Origin of the sequence: Psychrobacter sp. Ps1, assembly GCF_022129425.1 — a bacterium.
Classification (GTDB): Bacteria; Pseudomonadota; Gammaproteobacteria; order Pseudomonadales; family Moraxellaceae; genus Psychrobacter.
This window is the reverse complement of the sequence record NZ_JADQAN010000007.1, coordinates 109,510-124,201: the sequence shown is the minus strand read 5'-3', so window position 1 is coordinate 124,201 and position 14,692 is coordinate 109,510. Positions and strand designations below refer to the sequence as shown.

General features: G+C 42.2%; 14 protein-coding genes. 3 read left to right on the top strand and 11 right to left on the bottom strand.

What is annotated here, in order from left to right:
- Nucleotides 1-51: 51 nt before the first annotated feature.
- From I3249_RS05480 to I3249_RS05470, 3 genes are all read right to left on the bottom strand, one after another.
- Nucleotides 52-600 carry a DUF2127 domain-containing protein gene (locus tag I3249_RS05480; protein WP_238068996.1) on the bottom strand — a complete coding sequence of 183 codons (549 nt, stop codon included), beginning with the start codon at nt 598-600 and terminating at the stop codon, nt 52-54.
- Complete coding sequence (locus I3249_RS05475; RefSeq protein ID WP_227679411.1) at nt 593-1,687, bottom strand: dihydroorotase; 1,095 nt, start codon at nt 1,685-1,687, stop codon at nt 593-595. The genes I3249_RS05480 and I3249_RS05475 overlap by 8 nt, the downstream gene beginning before the upstream one ends.
- Before the next feature lie 175 nt (nt 1,688-1,862).
- Entirely contained in the window at nt 1,863-2,936 is a 1,074-nt protein-coding gene (locus tag I3249_RS05470; protein ID WP_102093277.1) for an aspartate carbamoyltransferase catalytic subunit, read from the bottom strand.
- 389 nt (nt 2,937-3,325) lie between these two features.
- Here I3249_RS05470 and I3249_RS05465 point away from each other — a divergent pair, with 389 nt between their 5' ends.
- Both I3249_RS05465 and I3249_RS05460 read left to right on the top strand, forming a co-directional pair.
- On the top strand, nt 3,326-4,309 hold the full coding sequence (locus I3249_RS05465) for a class 1 fructose-bisphosphatase (protein ID WP_238068995.1): 984 nt from the start codon (nt 3,326-3,328) through the stop codon (nt 4,307-4,309).
- A gap of 105 nt (nt 4,310-4,414) precedes the next feature.
- The gene (locus tag I3249_RS05460) at nt 4,415-5,209 is read left to right on the top strand and encodes an RNA methyltransferase (RefSeq protein ID WP_238068993.1); all 795 of its coding nucleotides are present in this window, start codon (nt 4,415-4,417) and stop codon (nt 5,207-5,209) included.
- A 206-nt stretch (nt 5,210-5,415) separates the two neighbouring features.
- On the opposite strand, the gene I3249_RS05455 is transcribed toward I3249_RS05460, so the two are convergent.
- The 8 genes from I3249_RS05455 to I3249_RS05420 all read right to left on the bottom strand — a co-directional run bounded on the left by I3249_RS05455 (nt 5,416) and on the right by I3249_RS05420 (nt 13,202).
- Complete coding sequence (locus I3249_RS05455) at nt 5,416-6,348, bottom strand: FAD-binding protein (RefSeq protein ID WP_057758839.1); 933 nt, start codon at nt 6,346-6,348, stop codon at nt 5,416-5,418.
- Between the two features lie 152 nt (nt 6,349-6,500).
- On the bottom strand, nt 6,501-7,250 hold the full coding sequence (locus I3249_RS05450) for an electron transfer flavoprotein subunit beta/FixA family protein (RefSeq protein WP_057758837.1): 750 nt from the start codon (nt 7,248-7,250) through the stop codon (nt 6,501-6,503).
- A 449-nt stretch (nt 7,251-7,699) separates the two neighbouring features.
- Nucleotides 7,700-8,269, bottom strand: a complete 570-nt coding sequence (locus I3249_RS05445) for a YetF domain-containing protein (protein ID WP_238068992.1) — start codon at nt 8,267-8,269, stop codon at nt 7,700-7,702.
- A gap of 267 nt (nt 8,270-8,536) precedes the next feature.
- Entirely contained in the window at nt 8,537-8,749 is a 213-nt protein-coding gene (locus I3249_RS05440; RefSeq protein WP_057758834.1) for a cold-shock protein, read from the bottom strand.
- A 363-nt stretch (nt 8,750-9,112) separates the two neighbouring features.
- Entirely contained in the window at nt 9,113-9,544 is a 432-nt protein-coding gene (locus tag I3249_RS05435; protein ID WP_160022586.1) for a hypothetical protein, read from the bottom strand.
- Nucleotides 9,545-9,841: 297 nt separating this feature from the next.
- Nucleotides 9,842-10,858 carry a ketol-acid reductoisomerase gene (ilvC, locus tag I3249_RS05430; RefSeq protein ID WP_101204856.1) on the bottom strand — a complete coding sequence of 339 codons (1,017 nt, stop codon included), beginning with the start codon at nt 10,856-10,858 and terminating at the stop codon, nt 9,842-9,844.
- 134 nt (nt 10,859-10,992) lie between these two features.
- Nucleotides 10,993-11,490, bottom strand: coding sequence for an acetolactate synthase small subunit (gene ilvN, locus I3249_RS05425; RefSeq protein WP_057758828.1), 498 nt, complete (start codon nt 11,488-11,490; stop codon nt 10,993-10,995).
- A complete protein-coding gene (locus I3249_RS05420; RefSeq protein WP_197411831.1) occupies nt 11,490-13,202 on the bottom strand; it encodes an acetolactate synthase 3 large subunit in 1,713 nt (570 codons plus the stop codon). Before I3249_RS05420 ends, ilvN begins: the two co-directional genes overlap by 1 nt.
- Before the next feature lie 988 nt (nt 13,203-14,190).
- On the opposite strand from I3249_RS05420, the gene I3249_RS05415 reads away from it, so the two are divergent.
- On the top strand, nt 14,191-14,688 hold the full coding sequence (locus I3249_RS05415) for a DUF4124 domain-containing protein (protein WP_101204858.1): 498 nt from the start codon (nt 14,191-14,193) through the stop codon (nt 14,686-14,688).
- The last annotated feature ends 4 nt before the right edge of the window (nt 14,689-14,692 follow it).

Genomic DNA, 14,692 nt, shown 5'->3' with positions numbered 1-14,692 from the left:
CCAGCATCAGATACTTGTCTTATGCTGGATTTTTTGACTTAAATTTAAACGTTATATCAAGCCCTTTCGTTTCATATTACGATAAACCACAATAATAATGAGCAGATTAGAAACCAATATTCCAAGCTTAAACCAGTCAAATGGGCTAACGATCAGATAGTAGATTTCTATAGGAATAAATACCCCGTAGCCTAATACCCCAAACCAATACGCCCATGTTTTGTCATGCCATAAGCCATAGGCTTCGAGGAAGCGCAAACTGGCGTAAGCAAATATCAATAATAAAAACATCGGCCAGTTTTTACTTGCTTGCTGAGCAATACGTACGGCACTATCGATTTGCGGGGCAAGCATATGGCCGAAACTGCGCTGCCAAGTAACCGTTGCGGTCGTTAGCCAATGCTCAAGATTAGTATGCCACCACCATAATGCCCCTGCTCCTAGTAACGCACCAACACCTTTGACTACCTCATAAATGGCCACCGCTTTAATAGACTCACTCGCCGTACTGCGCGATTTTTCTTGCTGACCATTCATAGCAACCCCTTTATCCTTCGAGGATGGCGGCAGACGGTCATCCTGTCGGGGCAAATTAGCCAAAGAATGTCTCCACAACACGTCCTTGCAACTGCTGATTGAAAAACGGCGTGTTTTTACCACTTGATAGCATCGATTGCGCGGTTACTTGCCACTCAAGGTTAGGATCGACCAATACTGCACCGCCGATAGCTTCATACTGCTCACTAATACCTGCGATTTTTGCAGGATTCAGGCAGATTTTATCTACCAGTTGCGAGAGTGTTAAGACATCGTCATTTACCAGCTGACAAGCCAACGCCATAAACGTATCGAAGTTTGAGATACCTGGCGTACTTTCAGCAAATGGTGCTTTTTTGGCGGTACTATTCAGTGGCTCGTGATGACTACAGATAGCATCAATAGTGCCATCTTTTAGTCCGCGGCGGATTGCCTGTTGGTCAGTATTGCTACGTAGCGGTGGCAACACATATGCCTGAGCATTAAAGCCTTCAAGATTGTCATCAGTTAAATACAGCTGATGCATCGCAACATCACACGTAACCGGCAGACCTTTATCTTTTGCCCAGCGCATAAGCTCAATAGAGGATTTACATGATAACTGGCTAAAATGAGCAGCGATTCCGGTCTCTTCCACCATCAATAGCTGCGTAGACAATGCAACAGTTTCTGCAATCCAAGGAATCCCTTGCAGACCATGATAAGAAGCAATATAGCCCTCATGTGCCACACCGTCTCCAGACAGACTTGGCTCATCAGGATAAAAGAATACTTTCATACCAAAAGTCGCCGCGTACTCTAGTGTACGTAGCAATACTAAATCATTGCGAAAAGGTCTACGCGCATTAGATACTGCGATACAGCCGCCCTTTTTAAGCCCTGCAATGTTAGACGGTCGTTCGCCCTCTAACCCTGTGGTCAATGCACCCAAAATATGCAAGTAAATCCCGCCATCACTCAAGGCACGCTCACGTAAACCTTTTAAGAGTGAGCCATTTTCTAAAATAGGATTGGTATCAGGCGGCGTCACCACATGCAAGAACCCATTACCACGAGCAGCGCTGCCTTCTGATTTTAGCGTACCGTGTTGCTGCTGGCCTGGCTCACGCAAGCGCGCGCATAGATCTACTAGTGGTGGTAATAACCACATCTCACGGTTAGAATCGAGTGTAGACAGTTTTTCTATTGCAGCTTGTGGCAATGCATCTTTAAATGCTTTTGGTAAATGGTCAAGAATGGGTGCATCAGTATTAAGCATGGTAGACATAACGTTATTACCGTATCAATAAAATTAAATAAATGAGAATAGATCGCGCGGCAGCCTGTTACTTGCCAGCCGCTTGATGAGCACGCTGACCTTCCATCGCAAGTGATAAGACCGCCATACGAATGGCAATACCGTTATTTACCTGCTTTAAGATAACGGATTGCGCGCCATCAGCCACACTAGAGGCAATTTCAACACCGCGGTTCATCGGCCCCGGATGCATCACTAATGCATCTGGCTTGGCAAGAGCTACGCGCTCTGGCGTGATCCCATAATGCTTATAATATTCACTTGAGGATGCCAATAGCGGCGAACCAATACGCTCATTTTGTATTCTTAATCCCATGATCACATCACAGTCGGTGACACACTCGTCCATGTTTTCATATACTTGTACACCGAAACGCTCAATACCTTTTGGCAGTAGAGTGCGCGGCGCACAAACACGAATGTCTGTCACACCTAGCGTTTGCAGTGCACTGATATCAGAGCGTGCCACGCGTGAGTGCTTAATATCACCAACGATTGCGATAGACAGCTCTTCAAATGGGCGCGGCGCTTCACGGTGAATAGTCAACATGTCGAGCATTCCCTGAGTAGGATGCGCATGCCAGCCATCACCACCATTAATGATAGCGATATCAGGCGTCACTTCTGTCGCCATAAAATGCGCGGCACCTGATGCTGAATGGCGTACTACAAAGATATCCGCGGTCATTGCCTGTAAATTCCACAATGTATCGCGCAGACTCTCGCCTTTTTTGGTACTAGAACGTTCGATATCGATATTGAGTACATTGGCACCCAAGCGTTTTTCTGCGACCTCGAAAGTCGTCCGCGTACGTGTCGATGGTTCAAAAAACAAATTCATGACCGTATAGCCGTCTAACTCAGGACGATTGATTAGCTGTCCGTTTTCATCAAAAAAAGTCTCTGCTTTTGCGATAATAGCTTTGAGCTGTGCTTTATTAAGCCCTTCAACACCTAAGAAATGCCTAATACTGCCATCGGTGTTGAGCTGCGGACGACTCAATGAGGTATTGAGCCTTTGATGAATCGTACTGGGATCAAATTTTGCATAATCAGTCGGTGAGACTGGTTGTGTAGCGCTACTATCGATAGGATTTGACATAATGGCGAGTCTTTATTGTGGGTTTATATGAGTCTATAGTAATCACTTATTCATCTTTGTTCGATCATTTATCACTGATAGGCATAGATACAAAGGACATTTTGACGCTTATTTGCTACAATTTACCGTAATCAAATTCGACCGAAAAATAGCCTCAGCAGACAATCAGAAAGCGTGAGTAGACATGCTGTATTCTCATAGAGAATAATTCTGACAAAACTATAAATGAATAACAATAGATATAGTGTAGCCGATTTTGTGGTCGGGACAAAGATGCCGTATTAGCTATTTAAGAATTTACCTATTTCAGGTGTGCGAAACGCCACCCATTTCTTTACTTTGACACCTATCCGTTCTTTTACTTTCCATACCATTTATTAGGAAGCCTTATGACGACCTTAGCAGACTATCTAAACCAACATGCCACTAGCCCTGCACTTAACGACGTGATTACCACTGTCACTGATGTCGGTAAGACGATTTCACAGTTGCTCAGAAAAGGCGCTTTAGCAGACATTTTGGGCGAAGCGGGTAATCAAAACGTCCAAGGCGAAGATCAGAAAAAACTAGACGTACTGGCCAATGACTTATTGCTAGATGCATTGGCAAAAAACACGCACTGTGCAGGCGTTGCTTCAGAAGAGCTCGATGATGCCACCCCTGCTAATGATGACGGTAGTTTATTGGTTTTATTTGACCCACTAGATGGCTCATCAAATATCGATATCAATATGGCAGTAGGTACGATTTTTTCTGTTTTACCGTACGAGCGTCAAGGTCAAACCAGTGAAAACAGCGACTATCTACAGGTAGGTAACAAACAGCTAGCAGCAGGGTACTTGTTATATGGCACCTCTACGGTACTGGCGTTGACCATCGCAGATAAGGTCGTGATGTTTAGCCTAGATCCAGAAACTGAAGACTATGTGCTAATAGAAGACAACGTGCAAATCGATGCCGATACGAGCGAATATGCGATCAATAGCTCAAATTATCGCTACTGGCGTGCACCGATGCAACAGTACATCGATGAGTTAATCGCTGGCGAGACTGGGGTACGTGGACGCGATTTTAATACGCGTTGGGTCGCCGCTATGGTTGGTGACGTCCATCGTATCTTATGCCGCGGTGGTCTCTTCACTTATCCGTTTGATACCAAATACGCTCATAAAGCGGGTAAACTACGCTTGATGTATGAAGCCAATCCAATGAGCTTATTGATTGAACGCGCGGGTGGCGGTGCGACAGACGCCGTCAATCGTATCCTAGATATCGAACCGACTGATATCCATCAGCGTGTTCCTGTGGTGCTCGGTAGCAAAAACGAAGTCAATTACGTGAAAGATTTACACGTCAATTATTCTGAAAAATAATTGATTTGCACGCCTGTTAAGAACAGCCAGCAGAATGCTAAATCAATAATAGACATTTTACTGGTTATCTAAACGACTCCTTTACCCTTCTCTAAGCGATCCACTATGGTATTAAATCCCACCGAGCTGATTACTTCAGATAAAAATACAACAGTGAAACTTGTAAAAGCACTGTTGTCCCAAGCACGCCAGCGTAAAAAGAACGGTCAGACAGTCATAGAAGGCGTCCATTTGATAGATGCTGCGCTGCGTAGTGACTATCCTTTCGTCCAGATACTACTGTCTGAGTCAGCGCGTAGTCACCCTGAAGTTCAGCAGGTATTGACTCGCCTGCCCACTTATACGCCTATTCTTACTTTGTCAGACGCACTTTATGAGAGTATTCGTAGCTTGGGTACTGGCATCGATATCATGGCGATAATCAAAGTACCAACGCCTAGCCTATCGATGATCGATGAGGACTGCTTAATCTTGAACGACGTGCAGGATAGTGGGAATGTTGGTACGCTACTACGCACAGCTGCAGCCGTTGGTATCCGCAATATCTTATGTACCATTGCGACTGCTCAAGCGTGGTCTCCCAAAACGCTACGAGCAGGTATGGGTGCACAGTTTGCCCTGACTATCTATGAGGGCTTGAGTACGCAAGATATTTTAGATCACGTACAAATGCCGCTTTTGGCGACTAGCTCACATACAGATACTATCATTTACGAGCACGATTTATCTGCGCCTGTGGCATGGATTATGGGTCACGAAGGCCAAGGCGTTAGCGACGATTTGATGCAATGTGCCACGCCTATCGCTTTACCGCAGCCAAATGGTCAAGAGAGCTTAAATGTAGCGATTGCAGGGTCTTTATGTCTGTATGAGACCTTACGCCAAAGACAATACTCTTAGCATGCATTTATAACTGTTATTAAAGCCTAATTTATTAAGCATAAAAAAACCCACTACCAATTGATAGTGGGTTTTTTATCATCTGTCTACTACTGATATAGTCAAAGAAGTCTAAAACGAATACAAGGCAGCGAACTGCAGATTGTACAAGTAGTACATCTAAGGAGAGTAACGCCGTAGCCGTTTAGTAGTTCTGTGACTATATATTAAACCTTGCTAGTAAGCTCAGGTAGTGCTTCGAATAGATCAGCTTCTAAGAAGTAATCAGCAACGCTAGCAATAGGTGCTTCTGGGTCATTGTTGATAGCAACGATGACTTTAGAATCTTTCATACCAGCCAAATGCTGAATCGCGCCTGAGATACCAGCTGCGATATATAGCTGCGGTGCAACGATTTTACCCGTTTGACCGACCTGCATATCATTTGGTACATAGCCTGCGTCAACAGCGGCACGTGATGCACCAACAGCAGCGCCTAGCTTGTCAGCCAATGGCTCAATGTACTTGGTGAAGTTTTCACCGTTTGCCAATGCACGACCACCAGAAACAACAATACCAGCTGAGGTCAATTCTGGACGATCAGATTTGGCCATTTCTTCGTTAACGAAGCTAGCTTTACCAGTTTCTTGTACGTTGTCGATAGTTTCAACAGTAGCTGAACCACCTTCGCTTGCCACTGGGTCAAACGCAGTAGTACGTACTGTTAGTACCACTTTGTCTTCTGTTGTTTTTACTGTTGCCGTTGCATTACCTGCGTAGATAGGACGCTCAAACGTTTGCGCATCTACTACACCTGAGATTTCAGACAACATGCTGACGTCAAGTAACGCAGCAACGCGTGGCATAAAGTTTTTACCAGTCGTGGTCGCAGCCGCTAGGATATGGCTGTAATCACCAGCGATATCAGCAACCAATAGTGCCACGTTACCTGCCAATTGATGCTCATAAGCAGCATTGTCAGCCAATAGTACTTTAGTCACGCCTTCTGCTTTTGCCGCTTCATCAGCTACAGCTTGGCTACCACTACCAGCAACCAATACATGGATATCATCACCCATTTGTTTAGCAGCAGCGATCGTGTTTAAAGTTGCCTTTTTTAGACTGGCATTGTCATGTTCTGCATATACCAAAATTGCCATGGTTTTAGTCCTTTATATATTCGTATTATCTATTCATGCGGTTGTTTGTGTACAAAGCTATTTGAGCAACTATCATTTAATCTAAGATAAAGCAGTCAAATTCATAGCCTTGTACAGGATATGCCGTAGCGAAGTATCCAATCATTAAAACATTAAATGACTTTTGCTTCGTTTCTTAGCTTATCGACCAACTCATCAACTGACCCTACTGTAATACCAGCTTTACGGTCAGCAGGTGGCACGACTTTAATAATTTCTTGCTTAGATGTCATATCAACACCGAAATCTGCTGGCGTTTTCTCATCAAGTGGCTTTTTCTTCGCTTTCATGATGTTAGGCAATTTAGCATAACGTGGCTCATTCAAACGTAGATCAGTCGTGATGACCGCTGGCAAATCAAGTGCAACAGTTTGTAGGCCACCATCGATTTCGCGCGTTACGTTTACTTTGTCGCCTTCAACTTTCACTTCTGATGCAAACGTACCCTGACCGATACCCATCAATGCTGCTAGCATCTGACCAGTTTGGTTGTTGTCATCATCAATCGCTTGCTTACCTAATAAAATAATATCAGTGCTTTCAGCTTCGGCGATACTTTTTAGAATCTTAGCAACTTGTAGTGGATATGGTTTTTCGTCACTTACTACTAACACACCACGGTCAGCACCTAGCGCTAGGGCTGCACGAATCTGCTCTTGTGACTCTTTTGGTCCGATTGAAGCAACAATGATCTCATCAATGACGCCAGCTTCTTTTAAACGCACCGCTTCTTCTACTGCGATTTCATCAAAAGGGTTGATTGACATTTTAGTGTTTGATAAGTCAACGCCAGAGTTGTCGGCTTTTACACGAACTTTTACGTTATAATCAATGACACGCTTGACCGCTACTAATGCTTTCATACGTTCCTCGTTTATTAATGTTATGAGTTAAAAATTGTCAGTTAAGAACCAAAGGTTCGTTGTGGTTCAAATTGTCGTTCAAAATACTGCTCAAGGTTATTACTACATCAACAGAATATAGTTAACTAAGAAAGATGAGCCAATATCTAAGAGCATATTAGCATTGTATCTCTTACTAATGAAATCTGCTAAAGCTAAGCCAACCGTTATTATCAGACCTATGTATCTTGCGTCAGCAGGCAGATAAGGTCAAGACAACGCCGTGAATAATGCGTCATAAATTTGTCAACACTCTATAATAAATAGTCTATAAGCACATCGTTTCAAGATTTTCATTGTTCAACAGCTCAAAATGCTTGTACCTTTATAGCATTCTAAGCCTTAGCTTTACTTAATATTTTGTTATTATTTATCTCTTTAAAGTTAACGGATAAGAATAGTTAATCGAGTCAGATCTGCGAATTACTATTCTTACTAGCACCAAGCAATAATTCACTATCACGTATATCGTCAAATAAAGACCAGTCAGGTTCAACATCATTATTCTTGATAACACTCATATCACCTGTCGTCTCCATAATCACTGCAAACACTTCTGTTTTCGCTTTGATACCATTTTTGCGTAGCACTTCCTGCACATCGCTGGTACTAAGATTGGCCTCTTTTAAATTATCATCTAAATACTCGCCATGAGCCATTAGGATAATAGCTTGATTATCTATCAAAGCTTTTAGCGGTTTTATTTTGCGTCTGATAACTGAAATAACGCCCTGAATTAAGAATAATACCGCAACAGCAAACAATCCTTGAAATAGAGAGGGCTTATCTGACAATACCGTCGACGCCAATATACTACCAATACCAACCGTCATCGCAAAATCATGGCTTGATAACTTAGAAAAACTGCGTAAACCCATCAATCGAGTAAACAACATCAGCCCTACATAAAAGCCTATAGCGGATAAAGAAATCCCGAGCACCTGTTGCCAGTCAATTGAAAGCCAGTTTTCCCACTTCATAATATAACCTTATCTATTACATCTTTATTAAATTATTGTTCGTTATTACCTGATGATGTTGACTATCAAAATCAATAGCAATTTACATTGACAACACTTTGTCATACCAAAAAAGTCCCATAAAAAAAGCAACCTGATAAGAGGTTGCTTCTTTTTAAAGTCGATACAGTATTTTTATTGTTTTAACAAACAAAGTAATCAATGCATATTGATAATCTTATTGTCATTAAGTTTACTGACAAGCAGTTAACCTAATAATAAATGAGATTAGATAGCTTCGATTTGCTCAGCTTGTGGGCCTTTTTTGCCATCACCTAAGATGAAAGACACTTTTTGGCCTTCGGCTAGAGTTTTGAAACCGTTACCTTGGATAGCGCTGTAGTGAGCGAATACGTCTTGTCCGCCGTTGTCTTGAGCGATAAAACCAAAACCTTTAGCTTCATTAAACCACTTTACAGTGCCTTCAACTTTATCTGACATAAATTTTCCTGACTCTTTAACTGTTGGCGAGACTTGTGTCATCACCGATTAATTGATATATACCCTAATATTTTCTGCTAAATGCGGCGGCCAAAAATGCTAAATGTTCTTAAAGAAAATTTGCATTTTTTGCCTCAAATATTTTGAGTACAGTCTGATTATAACAGTTTTCTATGGTAGGAACAGTCTAAATTGCTGATTTTTGTAAATAAATACTAACCATTGTTGCAAGCGAACATCGATAGCAATCAGCTCTATATCTTATTGATATAAAATAGTTTTTATTTATAGATGTACTACAACTTCATTAGTAAACCACTAATTAAATAAGTCGACATAGATGATAGTAGGTTGGAATATCAATCACTGCAATGGTGATGTTGGTAGCCATGCTGAACTCAATACAAGCAAACATAACGCAAAAAACACCAATGAAAATGACTGACTATAGGCAATATACTTGGCTGGAATGACCAAGTCTTTAGGAGAGTCAGGGATACCTTTACGCTTCAGTAGCTTGGTACCATATATCCAGCCAAAGGTCGTGTATATGCCATATGCAGCAGGCACTGCGATAGCTAATGGGGTCAAATCAATAACGTATAAAATCACCACTGATATGAAGAACCATAGAGTATCTAACAATGAACTGACTTTGAAGAATTTAGATTGAGGCAGTTTACCATCGGTCTGTTTGAGCATCTCCCCTTCTATCCAAATTAAAACTGCTACCACAGCGCTAAGAGTAATATATACGAATTGCGGCGTTAGCCAGTCTGCATAAGATATTTGCACAGCATACAACCTATTATCTATAGAAAGTGAGAATGAAGCATCCGCCCGCTTCGAATACTTAGAAACGGGTAAGAACAATGATGAATGTTAATCGCAAAGGCGCTTTGGCCAATGTTAAGGTGCCTGCTTATATTGGGCAGCAATTAATGGTTTTCAACTGATAACCCAGATTCAAATCAAAGCGAAAAGTATCTATCAAATACTTTGCATAAAAAAACCCATGCTATCAAGTGATAACACGGGCTACTTCATCTAAATCAGATTTTTATCTGAATAAGATTTTCATTTGTATAAAACTTAGTTTTTGTCTTTATCGATGATTTTGTTACCACCAATCCACGGCATCATGCCACGTAGCTTAGCACCAGTGATTTCGATTTGATGATCAGCGTTGTTACGACGACGCGCAGTCATTGATGGATAGTTGGTTGCGCCTTCAGAGATGAACATCTTCGCGTATTCACCAGACTGGATGCGTTTTAGTGCATTACGCATAGCTTCACGTGACTGCTCATTGATAACTTCAGGGCCAGTAACATATTCGCCGTATTCAGCGTTGTTACTGATTGAGTAGTTCATGTCAGCGATGCCGCCTTCATACATCAAGTCAACGATAAGCTTTAGCTCATGTAGACATTCGAAATAAGCCATTTCTGGTGCATAGCCCGCTTCTGTTAGTGTCTCAAAGCCCATTTTAACTAGCTCTACTGCGCCACCACAAAGAACCGCTTGCTCACCGAATAGATCCGTTTCAGTCTCATCTTTGAACGTTGTTTCGATGATGCCTGAACGACCACCACCAACGCCTGCAGCATACGATAATGCTAACTGTTTGGCTTGACCAGAAGCGTCTTGATAGATAGCGATAAGATCAGGGATACCGCCGCCTTTAGCGAACTCTGAACGTACAGTATGACCTGGTGCTTTTGGTGCAACCATGATGACATCAAGATCACCACGTGGTACCACTTGGTTGTAATGGATTGCAAAACCGTGAGCAAAGGCTAGTGTAGCGCCTTCTTTGATGTTTGGCTCGATTACATCATTATAAAGCTCTTTTTGGAACTCATCAGGCGTCAAAATCATGATAACGTCAGCAGCTTTTACCGCTTCTTCTACTTCAGCAACTTTTAGGCCAGCATTTTCAGCTTTTTTCCATGAGCTTGAGTTTGCACGTAGACCAACAGTTACATCGACGTCTGAATCTTGTAGGTTGAGCGCGTGTGCATGGCCTTGTGAACCGTAACCGATAATGGCAACTTTTTTACCTTGGATAATAGATAGGTCACAATCTTTGTCATAATAAACGTTCATAAATAGAGTCCTTGTTCTCAATCATGGCTTGCCATGGATAGTAAGCGCTTATGCTGTAGTCAATATAATAACTAAGATAAGCGCTTTGTTGATTAGATAAATAAATATTGGTTTAAACTGGTTTTGATAAACAATTAAATGCTTAGGGTTTTTTCACCGCGGGCAATACCAATCACACCTGAGCGAACCACTTCCATAATGCGCTCACGGCCAATCACATCGATAAAACCATCAAGTTTGGCTTTGTCACCCACGATTTGAATCGTATATAAATTCGAATTTACATCGACGATTTGTGCGCGGAAAATATCTGCGCTACGTTTAATCTCTTCACGAACACCGCCTGTTGCACGGACTTTAATGAGCATCAATTCACGCTCAACGTGTACGTTCTCTGTCAGATTAAGCACTTTAACCACTTCAATCAATTTATGCAATTGTTTGGTGATTTGCTCAATTCTTTCTGGTGAAGTAATGGTCGTAACCGTTAGACGTGAGATACTTGGGTCATCAGTAGGTGCGACGTTCAAAGTTTCGATATTGTAGCCACGTTGTGAGAACAAGCCGACTAACCGCGACAACGAACCCGCTTCGTTTTCCATCAATACCGAAATCAGATGTTGTTGTTGCATTAGGTACGCTCCCCTTTTGTTAACCACATATCACGCATGGCCTGTCCAGCGATTTGCATTGGATATACATGCTCATTACGATCGACGTAAACATCGATAAATACCAGTTTGTCTTTCATAGCCATTGCTTCAGCCAATTGTGCTTCCATAGTCGCAGGGTCAGTAATTTTGATACCAACATGACCATAGCTTTCAGCCAATTTGACAAAATCTGGTAAGGAGTTCATATAAGACTGGGCATGACGACCTTCATACAGCATATCTTGCCACTGCTTCACCATACCAAGCTGCGCATTGTTAATGTTCAGAATTTTAACTGGTAAGTTATACTGTAAGCAGGTCGATAGCTCTTGGATATTCATCTGAATAGAGCCTTCACCCGTGATACAAACCACATCACGCTCAGGATTGGCAAGTTTGGCAGCCATTGCATACGGCAGACCAACCCCCATGGTACCAAGACCACCTGAATTCAGCCATTGACGTGGCTCATTGTAAGTATAGTAAAGTGCCGCAAACATCTGATGCTGACCAACGTCACTTGTGATAATAGCGTTGCTGTTAGTCACTTTATCTAGAGCTTGTACGACACTTTGTGGCTTAATACCATTATCTGTGCTGGTGTCATAACGTAAGCCATGACGCTTACGCCACTCATTAATTTGTGACCACCAATCGAGCAATGCGTGCTGCTCTAACTGCTTGTCTTGACCAACAATCTCTAGCATGTCCGTTAAGACTGACTTCACATCGCCTACGATAGGAATGTGCGCAAGAATCGTTTTTGAGATCGAAGCAGGATCGATATCGATATGAATGATGGTTGCGTTAGGGCAGAATTTTTTAACGTTGTTGGTCACACGATCATCGAAACGCGCGCCGACGGCCAAAATCACATCAGCATGGTGCATACTCATATTGGCTTCGTAAGTACCGTGCATGCCAAGCATACCTAAGAACTGACGATCAGAGCCAGGGAACGTACCAAGACCCATCAAGGTATTGGTCACTGGTAAATTCAGACGATGTGCAAGATCTGTTAATTCTTCGTGCGCATTGCTCCAAATCACACCGCCGCCTGCATATACAACTGGACGCTGCGCTGCTAATAGCGTTTCAATGGCTTTTTTGATTTGACCACTATGACCTTTGAGTGAAGGCTGATACGAGCGTATAAATACTTCTTCTGGATATTCATAAGCAAACTTTTCGCTAGGCGCAGTCATGTCTTTTGGCACATCAATGACGACAGGGCCTGGGCGACCAGTCTGGGCAATATAAAATGCCTTTTTCACAATCATTGGAATTTCGCTAGCATGGCGTACTTGAAAGCTATGCTTAACGATAGGACGTGATACACCTACCATATCTGTTTCTTGGAAAGCATCTTCACCGATTAGGCTGCTTGGTACCTGACCTGCGATTACAACCATTGGTACAGAATCCATAAAGGCAGTAGCAATAGCTGTCACGGTATTGGTCGCACCAGGGCCTGATGTGGCCAACACGACACCAGTATTACCAGTCACTCGCGAATAAGCATCGGCCATGTGGCCCGCTGCTTGCTCATGACGTACTAAGATGTGCTCAATATTTTCTTGCTGAAACAGCGCATCATAAATGTGTAAGACCGCGCCACCTGGATAGCCAAAGATGTATTCGACACCTTCGTCAGTCAGTGCTTGCACCAGCATTTCAGCACCCGATAGCATCACAGGCTGTGCACTACCTTCTGCAAGACGTTGTTGCTTTTGTTCAAAATTTTTGGCGGCATTACCCGTTTGGGTATGTCCCGTCATGTTCGGACTTTGCGTGGTTTGCGTCACTGTCATCACCTTTTTTTGCGGCGAGAATTTGCGGGATTCTATGAGTAAAAATAATTACTTACCGTCATTATTTTTACTTACTGAATGATCGCTAATTCTTGTCCATATCAAGAATATCTGCCTAATAGGTTTAATCAAAACTGTCTCATAGGACAATACTAATCAAACGCAGCAGTGTATTTTAGGTCAGCTTTGTGATGGATGTTTATCGATATACAGTGACAAGATGCGAGTGCATCTATGAAAGAAGGCGCTTATTATTGAGGTTCGATACTAACAAGTACCTATTGTGACTTTATTCGTGTGACTTTATTTGTACAGATGCATCGATATACACAAGAAAAAACTTCATAACCAATGCCAAATTATAAGATCTTTAGAACTTACAATAGGCTTCGGGGAAATCTCTTAACCGCGTACTATATCGCGTTTGATACAACTGCTAAAAACACCTTTAGCACATTTCAAATAATAAGTTTATCTTAGTCATTGTAGACAGATAAGTCCGGAGACAATGTATCGCTACCAATAGTGGTCGTTATGCCACTATGCTTGCTATATCATTATCACAAAGGAAATAAAACTGCATAAGCTACCGATAAGTAACTCGTCGTTTTCTTTCTCAAGTGCCACGGCAACATCGTAAAAGCCGCTCACTGACCAATCAACTGCTATTATATTCGATGGTTTACGAGTTATTGTCAAGAAAAACTTCTAAAGCCTATCCCAAACTAATAGTTATTAAATAATACACATTGATAAGTATTATTTGCTAGAATCGATAGTCGATACATTATTACTACCAATAAAACGTTCAAGTGTTATATTTACACCCATATACATTTGATTTTTATTAAATAAGAGGATTGCTACTATGGCATATGCGTCTAAGATATATACTGCTGCCAAACTGTTGATGAGTACCGCGTGTATGCTAATGCTGTCCATGAATGCCAGTCAGGCCATTCAAGTTTATAAATCTATTGGTGCACATGGTGAAGTAAAATATAGCCAACATGCGCCCCAAGTCGGTAAAAATATTGAACTGATTGAGTTTCGTAGTGACGGTAGACAGAACAACGCAGGACAAATGGCAGGGAAAACAGATCCTAACCAAAGCAGCAATGCTCAAACGGCAGAAGAACAACGAGTAGCAGCACTTGAAGCACGTATTAAAGAACAAGAAGCTCAGGCTAATGCTCAGCGCTGCCAATCATTACGTAATAACTTGACCAACCTAAATGTAGGCGGCCGTATCTATGAGATGGATGCTAACGGTAAACGTCAGTATCTAGATGGTCGTGAGATTGAGCTTAAGCGCGAGCGCGTTCAGCAAGCGATTACTCAGTATTGCTCCAACCCTTCTACCTAGTCAG